General features: G+C 65.9%; 18 protein-coding genes, 1 tRNA gene and 1 other RNA gene. 11 read left to right on the top strand and 9 right to left on the bottom strand.

The genetic code is table 11. The features are described 5' to 3' along the window. The first annotated feature begins 9 nt into the window (after positions 1 to 9). Positions 10 to 1,887, top strand: coding sequence for a signal peptide peptidase SppA (gene sppA / locus SARO_RS15540; RefSeq protein ID WP_011446699.1), 1,878 nt, complete (start codon positions 10 to 12; stop codon positions 1,885 to 1,887). A 143-nt stretch (positions 1,888 to 2,030) separates the two neighbouring features. Here the strand turns inward: sppA and SARO_RS15535 are convergent, their stop codons facing one another. Beyond that, the gene (locus tag SARO_RS15535; RefSeq protein WP_041551340.1) at positions 2,031 to 2,213 is read right to left on the bottom strand and encodes a hypothetical protein; all 183 of its coding nucleotides are present in this window, start codon (positions 2,211 to 2,213) and stop codon (positions 2,031 to 2,033) included. 253 nt (positions 2,214 to 2,466) lie between these two features. On the opposite strand from SARO_RS15535, the gene SARO_RS15530 reads away from it, so the two are divergent. The 3 genes from SARO_RS15530 to SARO_RS21250 all read left to right on the top strand — a co-directional run bounded on the left by SARO_RS15530 (position 2,467) and on the right by SARO_RS21250 (position 5,138). Then, a tRNA-Leu gene (locus tag SARO_RS15530) sits at positions 2,467 to 2,551 on the top strand. Between the two features lie 74 nt (positions 2,552 to 2,625). Then, a complete protein-coding gene (tig, locus tag SARO_RS15525; RefSeq protein WP_011446698.1) occupies positions 2,626 to 4,167 on the top strand; it encodes a trigger factor in 1,542 nt (513 codons plus the stop codon). Between the two features lie 227 nt (positions 4,168 to 4,394). Continuing rightward, positions 4,395 to 5,138, top strand: coding sequence for a hypothetical protein (locus SARO_RS21250; protein ID WP_143004936.1), 744 nt, complete (start codon positions 4,395 to 4,397; stop codon positions 5,136 to 5,138). Here SARO_RS21250 and SARO_RS15510 read toward each other — a convergent pair. Then, positions 5,119 to 6,588: an amidase gene (locus SARO_RS15510; protein ID WP_041550504.1), complete on the bottom strand. Its 1,470-nt coding sequence runs from the start codon at positions 6,586 to 6,588 to the stop codon at positions 5,119 to 5,121. The genes SARO_RS21250 and SARO_RS15510 overlap by 20 nt on opposite strands. A gap of 283 nt (positions 6,589 to 6,871) precedes the next feature. Here SARO_RS15510 and SARO_RS15505 point away from each other — a divergent pair, with 283 nt between their 5' ends. The 3 genes from SARO_RS15505 (at position 6,872) to clpX (ending at position 9,788) form a co-directional block, all read left to right on the top strand. After that, entirely contained in the window at positions 6,872 to 7,537 is a 666-nt protein-coding gene (locus SARO_RS15505) for a PilZ domain-containing protein (protein WP_011446695.1), read from the top strand. Between the two features lie 139 nt (positions 7,538 to 7,676). Then, a complete protein-coding gene (gene clpP, locus SARO_RS15500; RefSeq protein ID WP_011446694.1) occupies positions 7,677 to 8,384 on the top strand; it encodes an ATP-dependent Clp endopeptidase proteolytic subunit ClpP in 708 nt (235 codons plus the stop codon). Between the two features lie 147 nt (positions 8,385 to 8,531). Then, positions 8,532 to 9,788 (top strand): ATP-dependent Clp protease ATP-binding subunit ClpX, encoded by a 1,257-nt coding sequence (gene clpX, locus SARO_RS15495; RefSeq protein ID WP_011446693.1) that lies wholly within the window; start codon positions 8,532 to 8,534, stop codon positions 9,786 to 9,788. Between the two features lie 231 nt (positions 9,789 to 10,019). On the opposite strand, the gene SARO_RS15490 is transcribed toward clpX, so the two are convergent. The 6 genes from SARO_RS15490 to SARO_RS15470 form a co-directional block, all read right to left on the bottom strand. Then, the gene (locus tag SARO_RS15490; RefSeq protein ID WP_011446692.1) at positions 10,020 to 10,595 is read right to left on the bottom strand and encodes a fasciclin domain-containing protein; all 576 of its coding nucleotides are present in this window, start codon (positions 10,593 to 10,595) and stop codon (positions 10,020 to 10,022) included. A 352-nt stretch (positions 10,596 to 10,947) separates the two neighbouring features. Beyond that, entirely contained in the window at positions 10,948 to 11,904 is a 957-nt protein-coding gene (locus tag SARO_RS15485) for a cation diffusion facilitator family transporter (protein ID WP_011446691.1), read from the bottom strand. 42 nt (positions 11,905 to 11,946) lie between these two features. Next, positions 11,947 to 12,357, bottom strand: an RNA gene (rnpB, locus tag SARO_RS20375) — RNase P RNA component class A. A 7-nt stretch (positions 12,358 to 12,364) separates the two neighbouring features. Continuing rightward, positions 12,365 to 13,069 (bottom strand): N-acetylmuramoyl-L-alanine amidase, encoded by a 705-nt coding sequence (locus tag SARO_RS15480; RefSeq protein WP_011446690.1) that lies wholly within the window; start codon positions 13,067 to 13,069, stop codon positions 12,365 to 12,367. A 16-nt stretch (positions 13,070 to 13,085) separates the two neighbouring features. After that, a complete protein-coding gene (locus tag SARO_RS15475; protein WP_011446689.1) occupies positions 13,086 to 13,727 on the bottom strand; it encodes a histidine phosphotransferase family protein in 642 nt (213 codons plus the stop codon). A gap of 156 nt (positions 13,728 to 13,883) precedes the next feature. Beyond that, positions 13,884 to 14,282 carry a M67 family metallopeptidase gene (locus SARO_RS15470; RefSeq protein ID WP_041550501.1) on the bottom strand — a complete coding sequence of 133 codons (399 nt, stop codon included), beginning with the start codon at positions 14,280 to 14,282 and terminating at the stop codon, positions 13,884 to 13,886. A 185-nt stretch (positions 14,283 to 14,467) separates the two neighbouring features. Between SARO_RS15470 and SARO_RS15465 the strand changes: the two genes are divergently transcribed. The 4 genes from SARO_RS15465 to rpoH all read left to right on the top strand — a co-directional run bounded on the left by SARO_RS15465 (position 14,468) and on the right by rpoH (position 19,420). Next, complete coding sequence (locus SARO_RS15465; RefSeq protein WP_041550499.1) at positions 14,468 to 16,216, top strand: methyl-accepting chemotaxis protein; 1,749 nt, start codon at positions 14,468 to 14,470, stop codon at positions 16,214 to 16,216. Further along, the gene (locus tag SARO_RS15460) at positions 16,213 to 17,388 is read left to right on the top strand and encodes a carbohydrate porin (protein WP_011446686.1); all 1,176 of its coding nucleotides are present in this window, start codon (positions 16,213 to 16,215) and stop codon (positions 17,386 to 17,388) included. Before SARO_RS15465 ends, SARO_RS15460 begins: the two co-directional genes overlap by 4 nt. A 43-nt stretch (positions 17,389 to 17,431) precedes the next feature. Further along, the gene (locus SARO_RS15455; protein ID WP_041550497.1) at positions 17,432 to 18,409 is read left to right on the top strand and encodes an RluA family pseudouridine synthase; all 978 of its coding nucleotides are present in this window, start codon (positions 17,432 to 17,434) and stop codon (positions 18,407 to 18,409) included. Positions 18,410 to 18,520: 111 nt separating this feature from the next. Next, positions 18,521 to 19,420, top strand: coding sequence for an RNA polymerase sigma factor RpoH (gene rpoH / locus SARO_RS15450; RefSeq protein ID WP_011446684.1), 900 nt, complete (start codon positions 18,521 to 18,523; stop codon positions 19,418 to 19,420). 145 nt (positions 19,421 to 19,565) lie between these two features. On the opposite strand, the gene SARO_RS15445 is transcribed toward rpoH, so the two are convergent. Further along, complete coding sequence (locus SARO_RS15445) at positions 19,566 to 20,261, bottom strand: hypothetical protein (protein WP_011446683.1); 696 nt, start codon at positions 20,259 to 20,261, stop codon at positions 19,566 to 19,568. Between the last annotated feature and the right edge of the window lie 147 nt (positions 20,262 to 20,408).

Raw genomic sequence — 20,408 nt, 5'->3', positions numbered from 1 at the left:
GTCGAACCCATGAGCTTTGCCCGTTCCGTGTGGAAGATCCTCGTCGCCATCAAGGACGGTCTCGTCCTCCTGTTCCTGCTGCTGTTCTTTGCGGGCCTATATGCCGTGCTCGCGATGCGCCCCGCGCCCGGCATGGTGCGCGAAGGGGCGCTCTACCTGCCGCTCGAAGGCCGCGTAGTGGAAGAGGCGACCGAAATCTCGCCCGCCGACTTCCTGACCGGCCAGACCCCGGCGCCGGAATATGTCGAACGCGACCTGACCCGTGCGATCGAGGCTGCCGCCACGGACAAGCGCATCAAGGCCGTGGTACTCGATCTCGAATCCTTCGGCGGCGGCTCTGCCGTCCATCTTTCAAGCATCGGCGCCGCGATGGACAGGGTCCGCGCCGCCAGGAAGCCGGTCTTCGTTCGCTCGCTCATCTATACCGACGATGCGATGCAACTGGCCGCACATGCGTCGGAAGCGTGGGTCGATCCGATGGGCGGCGTCGCGATCACCGGGCCGGGCGGCACGATGCTGTTCTATAAGGGGCTGATCGACAAGCTGAAGGCCAACGTCCACATCTTCAAGGTCGGCACCTACAAGAGCGCGGTCGAACCCTACATGCGCGCGCAATCCTCGCCCGAGGCGCGCGAGGCGATGCAGGCGGTCTATGGCGCGATCTGGCAGAACTGGCAGGACGAAGTGCGCAAGGCCCGGCCCAAGGCCGACCTTGCCCTCGCGACGACCGACCCGGCGAAGTGGGTCGCAGACAATGGCGGCGATGCCGCGCAGGCCGCGCTGAAATCCGGCCTCATCGACCGCGTCGGTGACCGCATCGCTTTCGGTAAGCGCGTGGCCGAGGTTGTCGGCGCGGACGATCAGGGACCGCTGGGTTCGTTCAAGGCGACCGAGCTTCCTGTCTATCTGGCCGACAAGCCCGCCGCCAAGGACGGCAGTGCTATCGCGGTGGTGACCGTGGCCGGCGAGATCGTCGATGGTGATGCCGGACCCGGCGTTGCGGGCGGCGACCGTATCGCGGACCTCATCGACGGCGTGACACAGGCCGACGACTACGCCGGCCTCGTGCTGCGCGTCGATTCGCCCGGCGGCTCGGTCATGGCCTCGGAACGCATCCGGGCGGCGGTGGAGCGGGTCAGGGCCAAGGGCCTGCCGGTGGCGGTTTCGATGGGCAGCGTCGCGGCCAGCGGCGGCTACTGGGTTTCGACGCCCGCGCAGCGCATCTTTGCAGAGCCCAGCACGATCACTGGTTCGATCGGCGTGTTCGCCGTCCTGCCGACGTTCGAGCAGACCCTGCCGCAGTATGGGGTGACGACCGAACAGGTCCGCACCACCCCGCTTTCCGGCCAGCCCGATCTCCTCGGTGGTCTCAACCCTCAGGTCTCGGCGCTCATGCAGGGGCAGGTCGAACAGACCTACACCCGCTTCCTCGGCCTCGTCGCCAAGGCGCGCGGCAAATCCCCTGCCGACATCGACAGGATCGCGCAGGGACGCATCTGGGACGGCGGTACTGCACGCCAATTGGGCCTGGTCGACCAGTTCGGCGGGCTGGACGACGCGGTCGCATGGGTCGCCAAGCAGGCCAAGGCCGACAAGTGGCACGCCGAATACGTCGAGGACGAACCCAGCCCTGTCGCCCAGTTCCTCCGCCAGATGGAAACCGGCGAGGCACCCGAGGCAAGAGCGCACGATCTTGCAGGCGCGCTGGCAGCGCAGCAGCAGGGCCTTGTCGCGCGCATGCAGGCGGACCTGCTGCGGCTGATCGAAGGCGGCGGGATCAAGGCTTATTGCCTGGAGTGTGCAAGCGATGATCGGGGCACCGCGAATATGCGGCAGCGGAAGGCCGATTTGGGGCTTCTGGCCTGGCTCGGACGGCTGGTTGCCTGAGAGATCGGTTCGTCGAAACCACAACGCCGTCATCCTGAACTTGTTTCAGGATCCATCTCTCCCCACGAACCACAGGGTGGGTTGAAAGTTGGACCCTGAAACAAGTTCAGGGTGACGTTGCCCTGATAGGCAAGGTCGCCGAATCAGTCCGGCGGCATTGGCACTTCCTGCGGGCTTTGCGGTTCCGCCTGATCCGGCTCGACCACCGGCGTCTCGTCCGGCTGGATGACCGGCGGCACGCCGTCCGGTTCGATCACCGGGGGGCGTTCGGGCGGGGATTGCGGCTCGATTCGGTCGGGTCGCGGGGTATCGGGGTTGGTCGCCATCGTGCGGTCCTTCGAAGCAGTGTGCTTTCTTACCCAACTCGCCGCGATCATGGCAGGTTCCGGGCTCTCCCCTGGTTCGTCATTGCCAACGGGGCGAAGCAATCCGGAGCGGTTCTGCGCCAACACAGGATTGCTTCGTCGGCTTCACCACCTCACAATGACGAAGGCTCAATGGCTATCCCGCCCCCCAAATCCAAGGCGCTTGCCCTTTTCCGGCCACTGCGATAGGGGCTCCGCTCGCTTTTCGCCGGATGCGGGCGTGGCGGAACTGGTAGACGCAGCAGGTTTAGGTCCTGCCATCGCAAGATGTGGGGGTTCGAGTCCCTTCGCCCGCACCAGTCCGCGCGCCGGCGTCCGAACAGCTTTTGCCGTGCCCAGTGGCGCGTGTGTGATACGAGAAAGTTGGATCAGGATGCAGATCGTCGAAACCACCAACGAGGGCCTGAAGCGCGCCTACACTGTCACCATCCCCGCGGCCGACATCGCCGCCCGGGTCGAGGGTGAAATCAAGAAGATCGCGCCGCAGGTGCGCATGCCCGGCTTCCGCCCCGGCAAGGTTCCCGCCAACCTCGTCCGCAAGATGCACGGCCCGGCGCTCCACCAGGAAGCGCTGCAGACCACCATCCGCGAAGCGATGGACAAGCTGGTTGCCGACAACAAGCTGCGTCCCGCGATGCAGCCTGCCGTCTCGCTCGGCGAAGGCTATGACGAAGGCAAGGACGCCGAGCTGACCGTCGAGCTCGAAGTCCTGCCCCAGATCGAAGCGCCTTCGCTTGATGGCTTGAAGCTCGAGAAGCTCGTCGTTCCCGTCACCGAAGCCGAAGTCGACGAAGCCGTCGCCCGCATCGGCCAGGGCCAGAAGTCCTTCACCGACGCCAAGAAGGGCGCGAAGGCCAAGGACGGTGACCAGATCATCATCGACTTCCTCGGCAAGGTCGATGGCGTTGCCTTCGAAGGCGGCGCTGCCGAAGACACCCCGCTGGAACTCGGCGCGGGCCGCTTCATCCCCGGCTTCGAGGAACAGCTCGTCGGCGTGAAGGTCGGTGACGAGAAGACCATCACCGTCACTTTCCCCGAAGACTATCCGGCCGAAAACCTCAAGGGCAAGGAAGCCACCTTCGACATCACCGTCAAGGCGGTGAAGAACGCTGGTGAATTCGAAGCCAACGACGAATTCGCCAAGATGCTCGGCCTTGAAAGCCTCGAGCAGCTCAAGACCCTGCTGCGCGGCCAGCTCGAGCAGGAAACTGCCGGCCTGACCCGCACCCAGATGAAGCGCGCCCTGCTTGACCAGCTCGCCGCCGGCCACGACTTCGCCGTGCCGCCCTCGATGGTCGAAGCCGAGTTCGAGCAGATCTGGGCCCAGCTCCAGCAGGAAGCCCAGCGCGAAGAGAACCCGGAAGAGGCCCTGAAGGAAATCGAGGCCGAGAAGGACGATTACCGCAAGATCGCCGAACGTCGCGTGCGTCTCGGCCTGCTCCTGTCGGAAATCGGCCAGGCCAACGGGGTCCAGGTCACCAGCCAGGAAATGGAAATGCTGATCCGCCAGGCGGCGCAGCAGTACCGCGAACAGGACCGCCAGCGCTTTGTCGACTACGTGCGTTCCGAACCCCTTGCTGCCGCCCAGCTTCGCGCACCGCTCTACGAGGACAAGGTCGTCGACTTCCTGTTCGACAAGGCCGAAGTGACCGAGCGTGAAGTGACCCGCGAGGAACTCCAGGCCGCGATCGAGGCCGAGGAAGGCGCCGCCGCCGAAGCCAAGCCCGCCAAGAAGGCTCCGGCCAAGAAGAAGGCCGCCAAGGAAGAGGCTCCGGCCGAGGAAGCTGCCGCCGAGGAGAAGCCCAAGAAGGCCGCTCCGAAGAAGAAGGCCGCTGCGGCTGACGAAGCCCCTGCCGCCGAGGAAGCTCCGGCTGCCAAGAAGAAGGCGCCGGCCAAGAAAAAGGCCGAAGGCTGATCCATTACGGATTGATCCGGCCCGACGGGGCTGGATATCGGACGGCCCGGTGCGCTCAGGCGCGCCGGGCCGTTGCCGTTGGAGAGATCGCCCTTCGACCATCGCGCGGAGGAAAAGCTCCTCCAAAGCCGATCCGGTTCGCGATTCGCAGTTTCGGTTCGCTGTGACATCAAATGCTGGCCAGATCCTCCCAGAGGGGAAACGCGATGCATACCGTCCGCAATCGAATGGCCAATCGTCCGCCCGCCCGGTCAAAGGGCAAGCGCCCCAATCCCCGCGCGCCGGCCGTCTCCCCGCCGCCGTTCGTGCTCAGGGCGTCCGATCCGCCGAGCTTCCCTCCCGGCCTGATCGTCCCTGCGCCGCGTGGCGCAATCATCGCGACCCTGCCCTGGCCGGAAGCCGTCGCCTCTCCCGCGTTACCCGAACCGCCGGCCCCGTCGCCCCCGAAGCGCGCCAAGCCGCGCCGCAAGCCTGTCGCAAAGCCCGGGCGCAAGCGGGCAAGATCCTCGTCCCCAAAGCGTGCCGCAGCGCCGCCCCGGCGCCGGGCAAGGGCCGCCAAGGTCGCCGCGGCGCAACCCCCGTCCGTGCCGAAGCCCGCTATCGATGCCGCCACCACCGATGCGCTTCTCGACCGCGCATTGTCGATGAAAGCCGAACCGATGCCGCAGCCCAACTCGCCCGAGCCCACCGCTCTTCCCCCCGCCGCTCTATCCAGTGCCGAAGTGTGCCCGGATCAGCCGCTTTCGCGCTCGCGGTCGCTCGCGCTTCCTCCGCCCCGCAGCCTTGGTGAGGCGATCGGGCGGTGGCTGCGCGACGCGGGTCGCTGGATCGCGCGGCTGAGCGCGCGTCGGCGTCAGTCTCCGGCGGAAAGGGCCATGCTCGCCCGGGCAAGCGCGCGGCACATGGCCATCCAGTCGCAGCTCGCCGCCGATGCCACCCGGGTTCCGCCGGTCATTCGCCCCAGCGTTTGAGACGCGGCGTGGGTACTGCAACGCTGCGCGCCCGTTCGTAGGCCGCACCTGCCTTCAGCACCCGCGCGTCGTCCCACTTCGCCCCCATGATCGAAAGGCCCACCGGCAGGCCTTCCACCGCGCCCATCGGCACGGACAGGTGAGGGTAGCCGGCAATCGCGGCAAGGCTGCCCGCGCCCACGTCCAGGAAGTGGTCTCCCGTCACGAGGTCGATCGGCCAGGCAGGACCAGCCGTCGGCGCGACGAGGAAAGCGACGTCGTTTTCCTTCAGCAACCGGTCGATCCCTTCCGCGCCCGCCAAGCGCAGCGAATTGGCGCGTGCCGTTTCATAGGCAGCGCGGTCGGTCGTCGCTTCGGCCTGTTCGAACGTGTCCTGCCCGAACCAGCGCAACTCGGCGCCATTCGCCTTGTTGAAGGCGATTACGTCGGCAAGGCTGCGCACGGGCGGCTCGCCCGGAAGCGAGCGCAAGTATGCGCCCAGATCCTCGCGCAGTTCGAACAGCAATACCGTCAGTTCGTCGCGTCCCATTTCCGGCGGCGGAGAGTAGTCGATCTCGACCAGCCGCGCGCCTGCCCGGGCAAGGTCGGCCAGTGCATTGTCGAACAGGGTCACGACGCCCGGGTGCGCGCCAGCCTGCTTGCGCAGCACGCCGATCCGCACGCCGTTCAGGCTCGCGGTTTCCAGGCCGGCGCTAAAGTCCACCTTTCGCCGGTCTGCCTCCGCCGTCGCGGCGTCCTGCGGATCGCTGCCGACCAGTGCATTCATCAGCAGCGCGGCATCCCGCACGCTTCGTGTCATCGGCCCTGCGGTGTCCTGGCTGTGGCTGATTGGAACTACGTGGGTGCGGCTGACCATGCCCACCGTCGGCTTGAAGCCGACGATGCCGTTGACCGAAGCCGGGCAGGTGATCGACCCGTCCGTTTCCGTTCCGATGGCACCCCAGGCGAGGCCCGCCGCCACGGCTGCTCCGCTTCCCGAGGACGATCCGCACGGGCTGCGGTCAAGTGCGTGCGGGTTCTTCGTCTGCCCGCCGACAGCGCTCCAGCCGCTCGATGAGGCGGAGGAGCGGATGTTGGCCCATTCGGACAGGTTCGTCTTCCCCAGGATCACGACGCCCGCGCTGCGCAGGCGGGCCACCAGCGGGGCGTCCCGTCCGGTGACGTTGTCCTTCAGGGCAAGGCTGCCGGCGGTCGTCGCCATCGGGTCGGCCGTTTCGATGTTGTCCTTTATCAGCAGGGTCCGGCCCGCCAGTGGGCCGCGAACCTTGCGCGCCGCCTCCTCCATCTTTCGCGCGTCGGGGTTGATCGTGACCACGGCATTCAGCCTCGGCCCGGAGTCGTCGATGCGCGCGATGCGGTCGAGGTCGGCGCTCACGCCCTGCGATGCGGTGGCCGGTGAAGCCGCAACCAGCACTGGAATGACCCATCCCAGCCGGACAAGTCTCCGCATCGGACCTTTGCGCAAGCCTCTGCTCCTTAATGGCTTTGAAGAATGCAGGAGAATTGCGGGAAGTCCGCCCATCCGCAAGAGGCCCCCGAACAAGGGGCATGTCGCGGGATGTTGCGGGCCGCGGCCATGCCGCAGATTGCGTGTTAACCGACGAAATCCTTGCCGCCGCTTAATATCGCGGAAGCCTGCTGGGTGAACATTCATTAATGTTTACATATCGTTAACCGCGCATGCGGGACTTTGCAGGGGGACAAGTCGGAGGCCGTTTTCAAGGAGACGGTGCATGGATTGCGACATGGGCGGGGTCCCGGGCGAAGGCGGGACGGAGCCCGAAGCATGGGTGACGGAACTGGAGCGCCGCCGCGCATCGCGGCTCGATCGGTTGTTCCGCGGAGTGAAGCTGCGCGTCGACGACCGGGAATGCCTTGCTGTCGTGCGTGACGCATCGCCCTATGGCCTCAGGCTCCGGCTTTATCACGGATTGCCCGAACATCGGCGCCTGGCGATCGAATTGGCGAACGGCGAATGCCACCCGCTCCAGCTTGTCTGGCACAATGGCGATAACGCTGGCGTGTTCTTCGTCGAGCCGATCGACTACGAGGCCTTTCTGCGGGCTCTGAACGAACGCGGTGTCCCTGCCGATGTCGTCCGCGTCGGGCCAATGCGACGGCACCTGCGCGTCAACGTCCATCGCGAAGGCTACCTGCGGGCGGGAGGCTCGGCGGATCCGGTGGTCCTGAACGACATATCGCAGGGCGGTGCGTGCATCACCTGCAATGCATGGCTTTCGCTGGCTCAGCCGGTCACCGTCGATGCCGCGCCTTTCCCGCATCTCGAGGCGCGAGTCCGGTGGCGCGATCATCCTCGCTACGGGCTTGCGGTGACCCCCGTCCTGGCCTTCGACGAGCTTGCCCGGCTGGTTGCGGCGTCTGCCGGGTTCCCGCCCTGACCGATGACACCTCGACGCGGCATCGCCGGGCGGAGAATACCACCTATTACCCACGGGTTTGCCCGGATTTGCGGTTAACGCACTTGAACATCCCGCCATGGCACGCGACATAGGCCGCCTAAGCCATATGAGGATTCCCATGCTCGACCTGTTCGGCGCATCCAGCGCCCCCACTTTTGGCAATCAGGGGAAGTTCACCACCGATCCCGTCACCGGCGCGCTGATCCCGGTCGTGGTCGAACAGTCGAGCCGCGGCGAACGCAGCTTCGACATCTATTCGCGCCTCCTGCGCGAACGCATCATTTTCGTGACTGGCGAAGTCGAGGACCACATGGCCTCGGTGATCATCGCGCAGCTCCTGTTCCTCGAGTCGGAAAATCCCTCGAAGGACATCTCGATGTACATCAACTCGCCGGGCGGCGTGGTGACGGCAGGTCTCGCGATCTACGACACCATGCAGTACATTCGCCCCCGCGTGTCGACCGTGTGCATCGGCCAGGCAGCCTCGATGGGCTCGTTCCTGCTCGCCGCCGGTGAGCCGGGCATGCGCATCGCCCTGCCCAACGCGCGCATCATGATCCACCAGCCTTCGGGCGGTGCCCGCGGCATGGCGTCCGACATCGAGATCCAGGCGCGCGAGATCCTGCGCATCCGCAAGCGGATGAACGACCTCTACGTCAAGTTCACCGGCCGCTCGCTCGACGAGATCGAGAAGGCGATGGACCGCGACACCTTCCTCGAAGCCGAGGAAGCGATGAAGTTCGGCCTGGTCGACAAGGTGTTCGAATCGCGCCCCGCGACCGATTCGGTCGGCGAGGGCGAAGGTTCGGGCGGCGCGCCGGCCTGATCGGGGACTCCCCCGCCGTCTTAAGCCTGGCGAAAGGCTGGCGGGGGTAAGGACCTGTTACCTGTTTTCGAGTCCGGTTGATTAATGCCCTTGCGGTAGTAGGATGATCGGGCCCGCCTCTCGTGGAGAGGCGCCTGGGATGGAAGAATGACCAAGCTTTCCGGATCGGATACCAAGAGCACCCTCTACTGCAGCTTCTGCGGGAAATCGCAGCACGAGGTGCGCAAGCTGATCGCCGGGCCGACCGTGTTCATCTGCGATGAATGCGTCGAACTGTGCAACGACATCATCCGTGAAGAGACCAAGGCCGGCATCGCCGGGAAGAAGGACGGTGGCGTACCCACGCCGCGCGACATCTTCGAGACTCTGAACGATTATGTGATCGGCCAGGACCGCGCCAAGCGCGTGCTCTCGGTTGCAGTCCACAACCACTACAAGCGCCTCAAGCACAGCGGCAAGGGCGGCGACGTCGAACTGTCGAAGTCGAACATCCTGCTCGTCGGTCCGACCGGCTCGGGCAAGACCCTGCTTGCGCAGACGCTGGCCAAGACCTTCGACGTGCCGTTCACGATGGCGGATGCGACGACGCTGACCGAAGCCGGCTACGTGGGCGAGGACGTCGAGAACATCATTCTCAAGCTGCTCCAGGCCTCGGACTACAACGTCGAGAAGGCCCAGCACGGCATCGTCTACATCGACGAGATCGACAAGATCAGCCGCAAGGCGGAAAATCCGTCGATCACGCGCGACGTGTCGGGCGAAGGCGTGCAGCAGGCCCTGCTCAAGCTGATGGAAGGGACGACCGCCTCGGTTCCGCCGCAGGGCGGGCGCAAGCATCCGCAGCAGGAATTCCTCCAGGTCGACACCACGAACATCCTGTTCATCTGTGGCGGCGCCTTCGCGGGCCTCGAAAAGATCATCGCCGACCGCCTGCAGAAGCGTTCGATCGGTTTTGGCGCGCATGTTGCCGATCCCGACAAGCGCAAGGTCGGCGAACTGCTCCAGAAGGCAGAGCCCGAGGATCTCCTCAAGTTCGGCCTGATCCCGGAATTCGTCGGCCGTCTCCCGGTGATCGCGACGCTCAACGACCTCGACATCGAGGCGCTGGTCAAGATCCTCAAGGAGCCCAAGAACGCACTGGTAAAGCAGTACGCCAAGCTCTTCGAGCTTGAAGACGTCACCCTGACCTTCACCGACGACGCTCTCGAGGCGATCGCCAAGAAGGCCATTGAACGCAAGACCGGCGCGCGCGGTCTGCGTTCGATCGTCGAAGGCCTTCTGCTCGACACCATGTTCGACGTGCCGACCGAAAGCGACATTGCCGAAATCGTCGTCGACAAGGATGTCGTCGAAGGTCGCAAGGAACCCGTCCGTGTCCTCAAGGGCAAGGAAGAAGCGGCCTGAACGCTCGCTTCATCGGAACATGAAAAGGGCGGGTGCCGAAAGGCGCCCGCCCTTTTTCGTTGCCCATCCCGTGCAAAATCTACTTCGTCATTGCGAGCGGAGCGAAGCAACCCAGAGCGGCTTGCATGGATGCTGGATCGCTTCGCCGGCTTTTCCTCCTCGCAAGGACGCAGTTCATCGCCAGGCCCATCTCCCCTCCCGCACGGAGGAAGGGGAGGGCCTTTCCCGGGATCAGTTCGGCAGCGAAACCGCGTCGGTCACGTGGATCACGCCGTTCTTCTGCATCACGTCAGCCTGCGTCACGTGGGCCATTCCGCCCTTCTCGTCGGTCAGCATCACCGTGTCCCCCATGAGCGAGGCGACAAGCTTGCCGCCCGATACCGTGGTCAGTACGGCCTTGCCGCCATCGGCCTTGATCCGGGCGACCAGATCGGCTGCGGTTACCTTGCCCGCCACGACATGGTAGGTCAGGACCTTGGCAAGCGTCGCCTTGTTCTCGGGCTTCAGCAGCGTGTCCACGGTGCCTGCGGGAAGCTTGGCGAATGCCGCGTTGGTTGGCGCGAACACGGTGAACGGACCGGCGGAGTTCAACGTGTCGACCAGCCCCGCAGCCTTGACGGCTGCCACCAGGGTCGTGTGGTCGGCTGAATTCACGGCGTTCTCGACAATCGTTCTGGACGGGTACATCGCTGCGCCGCCGACCGTCTGGGTCTCTTCATGGTGGTTGGCATAGGCCGGGGTGATGAACACGGGCGCGGCCGTGGCTGCGGTGGATGCCAGGGCGGCGATCAGGAACTTGACGCTCATTGGAAACTCCTCGTTGGAATCTTGCACGCGACCGGTGTCCTTCCTGCGGACGCCCGGCCGGCCCCTTCCGCCCGCCAAGGTGGCGTCATTGCCCTGCAAAACCACATGACCGATGGTGCAGGTATATGATTATGAAGGATAAATGAAAAAAGGGCGCGCTGCGCGAGGCAGCGCGCCGTAGAAGATTTGACGCCGGCCGAAGGGAACGAGTAGCCGACACGTCAGGGAGGAACCGGGAAAGAGGGGTAGTTTCCGGCCCGGTTGGAACGTCTCCGGCAGGCAATATGATCGCGCTCCACAGCCCGCGCGAGGTGTCCTTTGGACTCATGTCCACAAGGTCAGGTGGGCCCCCTCAGACGGTCTGGTCGCTCGCCAGGATGCATTCCGCCCCGTCCAGCGTCTCGACCTGGATGGTCGGGTGGCCGATGCGGAACCTGTCGTGCAGTTCCTGCGCCAGGTGGTGGAGGAAGGTGTCACCCGGGTAGCCGCTGGGCATGACGAGGTGCGCGGTCAGCGCGGTCTCGGTCGTGCTCATCGGCCAGATGTGCAGGTCGTGCACCGCCTCGACTCCGGGTTGGCCTGTCAGGAACGTCCGGACCTTGCCCTCGTCGATGCCGGGCGGCACCGCGTGCAGGCTCATCTTCAGGGAGTCCTTCAGCAGGCCCCAGGTGCCGATGGCGATCACGCCGACGATGGCCAGGCTGGTGGCGGGGTCGATCCATTGCCAGCCGGTCAGGCTGATGGCGAGGCCCGCCAGGACCACGCCTGCCGATACTGCCGCGTCCGCCGCCATGTGCAGATAGGCGCCGCGGATGTTGATGTCGTGCTTGCGTCCGCGCATGAACATCAGCGCCGTGGCCGTGTTTATGGCGATGCCGATGCCCGCCACGATCATCACCGGCGCGCCGTCGACCGGTTGCGGATCGACCAGGCGGCGGATCGTCTCGAGCAGGATCGCGCCCAGCGCGACCAGCAGGAACGCGGCGTTGGCGAGCGCGGCAAGGATCGAGCTGGACTTGAAGCCATAGGTGAAGCGCGCCGAAGGCGGCCGCGCTGCCAGCAAGCTCGCGCCCCAGGCAATGACCAGGCCGAGCACGTCGGACAGATTGTGCCCCGCATCGGCGACCAGCGCCATCGAGCCGGCGACGATGCCGTAGGCCGCCTCGACGATCACGAAGGCCAGGTTCAGCGCAATGCCGATGGCGAAGGCGCGGCCGAAGTTGGCTGGGGCGTGCCCATGCCCATGCCCGTGCCCGTGATGATGGTCGTGGTCGTGGTTATGGTGATGATGATGATGGCCGCCGGACATGGGCCATTCCTAACGCGTCGCAGGCGGGCAGGAAACAAGCGAAGTGCCAGGGGGCCTGTAAGCCGGGTTCTGTAGCGCCGACGGTATCCCACGAGTGGACCGTATCGCCGCTGGCAGCCATTCCTCTAGGCGGACCGTTGCCGGAACGCTCAAGCAATCAACCCGGACTGCTGGCCCGAAACCGGCCTGCCCATTGCTGGGCGCGCAGTCCCTATTCGATCTTGCTCCGGGTGGGGTTTGCCGTGCCGCTTCCGTTGCCGGTCGCGCGGTGCGCTCTTGCCGCACCCTTTCACCCTTGCCGCCTGGGTCCGAAGACCGGAGCGGCGGTCTGCTCTCTGTGGCACTTTCCCTTGATCGGTTGCCCGACCCGGCGGGCGTTACCCGCCACCCTTGTTTCGTGGAGCCCGGACTTTCCTCGGCATCGTGAGATGACGCGGCTGCCCGGCCCCCTGGCGACGGGTCACCTAGCATGCCCGAGATCGCGTTCCAACAGGAGTTCGAAGAGCAGCGCGCCGATCTGCCCGTCGACCTGCCCGTCGATCCGCTGCGGTCGCCAGCGCCGCTGGAACGCGCGCACAGCGGCCGGCGGATCGGTAATGTCGTAGCCAAAGCGTTCGAGGGCGAGGAAAAAGGCGCCCTCGTTGTCGTAGAGAAGCCGCATGGACAGCTTCGGCGTCGGCAGGCAAAGGCGGTGGCGGGCGAGGAGTTCCCAGGGGAACAGCTCGCCCGGATCGTCCTTGCGCGCCGGAGCGACATCCGAATGGCCGACGACGTTGGCGCGCGGGATGTCATGGCGCTTCACGATGTCCGCCAGCAGTGGCAGCAGCGCCTCGATCTGCGCATCCGGGAAGGGGCGGTAGCCGAACTCGTGGCCGGGGTTGACCAGCTCGATCCCGATGCTGGCCGAATTGACGTCGGTGATCCCGCGCCAGGAAGAGCGCCCGGCGTGCCAGGCGCGCTTTTCCTCGTCGACGAGCTGGGTGACGGTCCCGTCCTCGTCGATCATGTAGTGCGCCGACACTTCCGCCGCCGGATCGCACAGGCGTTCCAGTGCGGCATCGGCGGTCTCCATGCCGGTATAGTGGAGGACGACCATGCTGACCGGCAGCTTGCGCTCGTTCCAGTTCGGAGAGGGTATCTCGCGGTGGACGAGCCAGCGGCGCATGGTGCCCCCCGTTCCGTCAGGCCGAGGGAAGGACCGCGCCGAGGACGAGGCTGTCGGGCGCGATGTGGACCTGTACGCCGCCGCCGACCGCAGCGGCGAGTTGGTGGACCATCGCCGCAGGGGCGGTCCGGCTCGACAGTTCGCTTGTCGGAAGGGCGCCTTCCAGGGCCTGCCCGATGGCCGGGTCGAAGGCGATGCGCTGGCCGGCAGCGCGCACGACGATCTCCGTTACCCCGTCACGGACTTCGGCGCCGACGTCCAGCGTTCCGCCGCGCACCAGCGCGTCGAGCCCGATCAGCGCAAGGTTGAGCAGCGTCTTGACCGCAGGCTTGGGCAGGCTGTCCACGCCGAACATCCAGTTCACGGCAACCCGCCCGTTCGCGCCGACGAGCGCGTCGACCAGCGGGCGCGCTTCGTTGACCGGCACCTGTTCGCCAAACCCGCCGGCGGCGCCGAAGGCGAGGCGGAAGAACTTGAGCTTGTCGGCCGATGCCTTCGCGCTCTGTTCGAGAAGCTCGAAGCAGCGCTGGCGCATCTCGGGGTCCTTCTCGTCGGCAAGAAGTTCCAGACCATTGGACAGTGCGCCGACGGGGCTGAGCATATCGTGGCAGAGGCGCGAGCAGAGCAGGCTGGCAAGGTCGAGTGCGGAGACGGTCATGTTCAGGTTTCGAACCTTTTTACTTAACAGGGTTTACACAGTTTACACTGTCCAGAGAACCATGCCGCGCCCCGCCCGAAGGTCGGCAAACCCCTGCGGAGAGGCGGCTTTCCGAAAAGGGGGGAGGCGGTTCGTTCTCATCGCTTGCACCCAGCCTTAGCCTTGGCACACGCGGTAGGAAAGCGGTTCGAAGCCGTCCGACCCGTCGTGCCAACACGTAATCGCATCGCCGGCAACAATCGCCCAGACCCTGCCGTCGTGCGCGGCCGATGCGGCATCGGTAGCCGAAGGCGCCGCAATGCCGTTCGGGTGCGAGTGGAAGTAGCCGAGGACCTGGGGGCCGGCTCCCGACCGGGCCAGACGGTGCGCGCCGATGAGCGCCGCAGGGTCTATCTCGAAGTGGCGCGCGGGGTCCTGTGCCACGTTTGCCGTCGCCACTGCGGTTTCGACGCAGGTGCCGTGCCCCAGCAGCAATCCGCAGGCTTCGTGCCGACCGGCACCGGCCGCTGCGGCCAGCATCGCCTCGCGGACACCGGGACCAAGAACGATCGTCATCTCGCATATCTGGCCTCCCCACGGCGCGGAGGCAAGGCGGCGCGCATGGATAAAGCCGATCCAGTCCCCCAAGTGGCATTACCTAAGGCCGTCCTTGCGCCAATTTCACCGATGCCAGGGCACAGGGGATGCGAAAAATGCGGCACTTGCATGCCGGAAGATCATACCCGGAGCGGAGGCAGCCGATGCTGCAAGGGCAGTCGATCACCAGGAAAGTCATGGCCGGATGCCTGATCCTTGGCCTCGGCGCCATGGCGTCCACGGGCCTCGGCCTGGCCGGGACCGTGCGGCTGGAGGCGGCTATGGAGAAGCTCAATGCCGCGACCGCCCTGCTGCGTGCGCACATGGAGGCCGACATGGGGCACGACGCAATCCGGAGCGAAGTGGTTAGCATCGTCGCATCCAGGCAGACGGCGGCCATCGACGGGCTTGCGGCGGGTCGCGAACTGGCCGACAGGCTGGTCGAGTTCGAGAAGAACATGGAACCGACCGCCAAGGTCGAGGATGCGCCGGAAGTGAGCGCCGCGCGCGCGGCAGCCGACCCTGCGTTCAGGGCCTATGTGGCGATCGGCCGCGAAGTTTCGGCTGCCGCAGAACGCGGCGCTGTGCCGGGCGATGCCGAACTGCAGAGGTTCCAGCATCTGTTCACGCAACTTGAAGCGGATATGTCGAAGATCTCCGACGCGGTCGAGGCGCATTCGAGCGAGACGGTCGCAGAGGCAAGCTCTGCCGCCGCTCAGGCGCGCGTGCTTGGCATCGGCAGCCTGTTCGTACTGCTTGGCATTCTCGCCGCGGTGGTCCGGTTTGCCCGCCGCGATCTCGTCGACCCGGTCATCGCCATTGCCGGAAGGGTCCGGGCCATGTCCGACGGGCGGCTCGACGTGGAAATGGACGGGGCCCGACGGGCCGACGAGATTGGCGACCTTGCGCGCTCGGTCGTGGCCCTGCGCGACAACCTCGCCCAGGCGCGGGCCGAGACCGCCGGGCAGGCGGAAGCGATCGTGGCTTCGATCGGGGCTGGGCTGAGCCAGCTTGCTTCCGGCAACGTCGGATATCGAATTCGCGAGACGCTCGCCGGTCCGTTCCAGAAGCTGCGCGACGATTTCAACCGCGCCATGGACGAGATGGCTTCCGCCCTGTGCGCGGTGCAGACGGCTACCGCGACGCTCGATGCGGTCGCGCGCGATATCGGCGGTGCGGCGGGGGACCTGTCCAACCGCAACGCCAACCAGGCCGCCAGCCTGCAGGAAACCGCGGCCGCCATCGCCAGCCTTGCCCAGCGCGTCGCTGGATCGTCCGAGGCCGTCACGGCCGCACGGGCAGCCGTCGGCCACGTCGGCAGCGAGGTCAGCCGGGGCGGCGGCGTCATCGACGACGCGGAGCAGGCAATGGATCGGATAGAGATCGCCTCACAGGAAATCGGCACGATCGTGGGCGTCATCGACGGCATCGCCTTCCAGACCAACCTGCTCGCCCTGAACGCCGGGGTGGAGGCCGCGCGCGCGGGTGAATCGGGCAAGGGCTTTGCCGTTGTCGCCAGCGAGGTTCGCGCGCTTGCCCAGCGCAGCGCCGACGCGGCGCGGGAGATCAAGCAACTTATCGCCAACTCCTCGTCCGAGATCGGTGACGGTGTTCGGCTGGTGCGCGATGCCGGCAGCAGCTTGCGCGCGATCAGCGCGCAGATGGACGAGATCAACCGCGTGATGGAGGTCGTGGAGGCGGGCGCCAGCGACCAGGACGTTTCGCTGCGCTCCATCGACGAGACGTCGCGCCAGATGGAACAGATAACCCAGAGCAACAGCGCGGTCGCGGAACAGGTCGGCAATGCGAGCCATGCCGTCGTCTCTGCGATCGAGGACGTGCTGCGGCAGTTGCAGCGTTTCGAGATCGGTGAGGCCCGGCGCCCTGCACAAATCCAGGCGCTTGCCGCATGATCGGGCGTCGGACATCGCATATCGGCCTTGCGGCACTCGCACTCGCGCTTGCGCTTGCGCTTCCGGCCGCCCCGGCCTTCGCCGAGGAGGAGGGACCGATCACGTTCGGCGCCGAAATCACGGTCGACCTTGCCGGGACCGTTTCGGGGGCGAGCGACGAAAGGCCGAGGGTGCTTACCAACGTCAATCTCGTCGCCGATCTCGACCTTGCCCGGCTTGCCGGATGGCGGGGCGCGACGATGCATGTCGACGTACTCGACAATCGCGGCGGCCGTCCCAACGATGCGACGGGCACCTTGCAGGGGGTCGACAACATCGAGGTGCCAGATGCGGGATTGCGCCTGTTCGAGGCCTGGGTGGAACAGGATCTTGGCCGGGGCGCAACGATGCGGTTCGGCCTCTACGACGTGAACAGCGAGTTCTATGCCAACGACGGGGCGGGCCTGTTGATCGCGCCACCTTTCGGCATCGGATCTGAACTGGCGGCGACGGGGCCGAACGGGCCTTCGATCTTCCCGTCGAGCGCTCTGGCCATGCGCGTTCACGTTCCGCTCGGGTCCGTCTTCGCGCGGTTCGGTGTCGTCAATGCGCGGGCCAGCACGCTGGGCGACAACGGCGGCATCGACTTCAGCTTTCGCGACGGGGTGCTGTTGATCGGCGAGGTTGGCCGTGCGGGCGGACGCGTGCGCGGCACGTTGGGGGCATGGCGCTATTCCCGCTCCCCCGAGGATCTCGCCGAGACCGGGGCCGACGGTGCGCCGCTGCACAAGCCGGCTCAGGGCGCCTATGGCGTGGTCGAGGTGGACCTTCTTGCAGATGATGCAAGGCAGTTGTCCGCGTTCCTGCGCCTCGGCCTCTCTGATCCGCACACCACGCCATATCGCGGCGGCTTGCAGGCCGGTTTCCTGCTTGCTCCGGCAATCGCCGGGCGCGAGGACAGCCAGGTTTCACTCGGGCTGCACCATGCCTGGACCAGCGACCATTTTCGCGAGGCGGTGCGCGCCGAGGGCGGTACGCCGGCCAACGAGACGGTGGTGGAACTGACCTATGCGGACCGCGTCTTCGGCCCGCTGGTGCTTCAGCCCGACATCCAGTGGGTCCGCCATCCGGGAGGAGACCGCGCGCGACAAGATGCGGTCGTGGCGATCATGCGCGCGCGGTTGAGCTTCTGAGCAGCCCTTGCCGGAGGTCGCCGTGCTACCCATATGGCCGGGAATGGGGGGCACCGACAGCATCATTTCCGGACAGGTCCCCGCAGGTGGCCAGAGACTCGACAAGGCCCTGGCCGACGCCAGCGGCCTCTCGCGCGAGCGGGTCAAGGCTCTGCTTGGTGAAGGGCGTGTCCGGCTGGGTGGGGCGGTAGTCTCGCAGGCCTCGCTCAAGCCCGCCGAGGGCACACCGTTCGAAATCCACGTACCCGAGGCGGCCCCCGCCGAAGCCATCGCGCAGGCAATCCCGCTGGTGGTCGTCCACGAGGACGACGCCCTGATCGTGGTCGACAAGCCTGCGGGACTTGTGGTCCATCCGGCTGCGGGCAACCCCGACGGGACGCTGGTCAACGCCCTGCTGCATCACTGCCGTGGGCAGCTTTCCGGCATTGGCGGGGTGGCCCGGCCGGGGATCGTCCATCGCATCGACAAGGATACTTCGGGCTTGCTGGTCGTGGCGAAGACCGACGCCGCCCACGAGGGACTGGCACGGCAGTTCGCCGATCATTCGATCACGCGTGCGTACAAGTGCGTGACCGCAGGCGTGCCGATGCCGCCTTCTGGCACGGTGCGCGGGGCGATCGCGCGATCGAGCCATGATCGCAAGAAGATGGCGCTGGTCGATGACGGGCGCGGGAAGCATGCGGTCACCCATTTCCGAACGCTCGCAGCGCTTCAGGGCGCCGCGCTTGTCGAGTGCCGGCTGGAGACGGGGCGAACCCACCAGGTGCGCGTTCACCTTGCGTCAATCGGCCATCCGCTATTGGGTGATCCGGTCTATGGACGCACACCTTCACGCCTCAGGCCGCTGCTCCAGCGGCTCGGGTTTCACCGTCAGGCGCTTCACGCGGCGGAGCTGGGATTCATCCACCCCGTCACCGGCGCACCGCTCCACTTCGCCAGTCCGACGCCCGTCGACATGCGGGAACTCATCGTCGAACTGTGCGCTGAAGGTCAGGATGCAAAGCTCATGGCGATGGTGTAGAGAAGGAAGCTGGAGTCGCCCGAAAGGCGGCTTCGCAATGTGTGGTCCCGCCGCCGGTCGCCCATCAGGGGGCCGACAAAGGGGAACCGACGCGACGAAAGGAATATTCAGGTGAGTGAGGAAAAGACCGCGCTGACCGTCCCCGCGCTGGGTGGGGAAGCCAGCCTCAACCGCTATCTCTCGGAAATCCGCAAGTTTCCCGTGCTGACGGCAGAGCAGGAATACATGCTCGCCAAGCGCTTTCAGGAACATCAGGACCCCGAGGCCGCCGCACAACTGGTGACGAGCCACCTGCGGCTCGTGGCGAAGATCGCCATGGGCTATCGCGGCTATGGCCTGCCGGTGAGCGAGCTGATCAGCGAGGGCAACATCGGCCTGATGCAGGGCGTCAAGAAGTTCGAGCCGGACCGGGGTTTCCGTCTGGCGACTTACGCGATGTGGTGGATCAAGGCCTCGATGCAGGAATTCATCCTGCGCAGCTGGTCGCTCGTGAAGATGGGCACCACCGCCGCGCAGAAGAAGCTGTTCTTCAACCTGCGGCGAATGAAGAAGAACCTCGAGGCTTTCGAGGATTCCGACCTTCATCCCGACGACGTGAGGAAGATCGCGACCGACCTCGGCGTACCCGAGCAGGAAGTGGTCAACATGAACCGGCGCATGATGATGGGCGGCGATGCGTCGCTCAACGTCTCGATGCGCGAGGACGGCGAAGGATCGTGGCAGGACTGGTTGACGGACGACCGTCCGCTCCAGGATGAAACCGTGGCCGACGCCGAGGAAGCGCAGTATCGCCACGAACTGCTGGTCGAGGCGATGGAAAGCCTCAACGAGCGCGAGCGCCACATCCTGACCGACCGCAGGCTGATCGACGATCCCAAGACGCTCGAGGAACTGAGCCAGGTCTACAACGTCAGCCGCGAACGCGTGCGTCAGATCGAGGTGCGCGCCTTCGAGAAGCTGCAGAAGGCGATCCAGCGCATCGCGGTGGAGCGCAAGCTCCTGCCGGCATAAGGATCGGGTGGATCGGATGAGCGGGGCAAGGTGAATTGCTATTTTGCCCCGTCGTCCTAGAATGTACCCAGTTTGCCGCCCCGGCGGCGCGAACAGCGAGTGAAGTCATGTCGAACAAGGATCTTGCTTGATCGTCCGTGCCTGATCAGCTGGCGGCTTTCGCAGCAGACAGCCAGTCGAGACGGCTTTTTGAAACGGGAGCCTTGGCGGGCTCCCGTTTCTGCTTGTTGTAGGTCTTCGCTTCCTCGAGCAGCCACCGAGCGTTCTCCAGCCACAGCGGATTGTCGTAGGGTTGTTCGCTGCCGCGCGTGACGATGTGGCTTTCGAAATTGGTCATCGTGCGAATAATCGCCTCGTCGTAGAGGTCTAGCACGTCCTCCTTCGGCAACAGGTCGCGGCGGCACAGCATGCCCACCGTTTCGATCCAGTTTGGCAGCGCCATGAGCGTGGCGTAGCGGTCCGATGCGGCAATGGCAGGTGCGTTTTCAGTGCCTTCCGGCTTTTCCTGAAGTTCCCGCGCAACGTTCCACAACTCGTTGAGCTGGTGCGAGAACTCGGTGGCAACCAGCTTGCGGATGGCATCGGGCGCGCGGTCGCGCGGGTTGGTTGCGAGGGCCGAGGCTTCGGCGGCGTTGGCGAGGCTGCGGCAGGCCTTGCGCGAGGCGTAGGATGCCTCGCTTTCGAACTCGCGGTCGATCGACAGGAGCAGGTTGGCGCGGGCTATCTGCACCTGCATTTCCTGCGCCGAGGCGGACATGCCAAGCTGCCGCAGCGCGACGCGCGAAGCAAAGACCGCCGTCAGCGCCGTGATCCATGCGGGTGCCGTGCCAAGCCATTCCATCGCCGTGTCTCCTGTCCGATGCGGGCAATATGGGGCGCGGCACCGCCGATGCTCACAGGAACTTGCGCCATTTTGGCGGCATGCTTCTCCAGCGGTTCGAGGCCTCCCCGCCTTGCGCAGCGCCGCCGACTTCCGCATATTCGCGGC

The sequence above is a fragment of the Novosphingobium aromaticivorans DSM 12444 genome, from assembly GCF_000013325.1.
GTDB lineage: Bacteria > Pseudomonadota > Alphaproteobacteria > Sphingomonadales > Sphingomonadaceae > Novosphingobium > Novosphingobium aromaticivorans.
The sequence above is the reverse complement of the archived record's forward strand: the minus strand, read 5'-3'. Positions and strand labels throughout refer to the sequence as shown.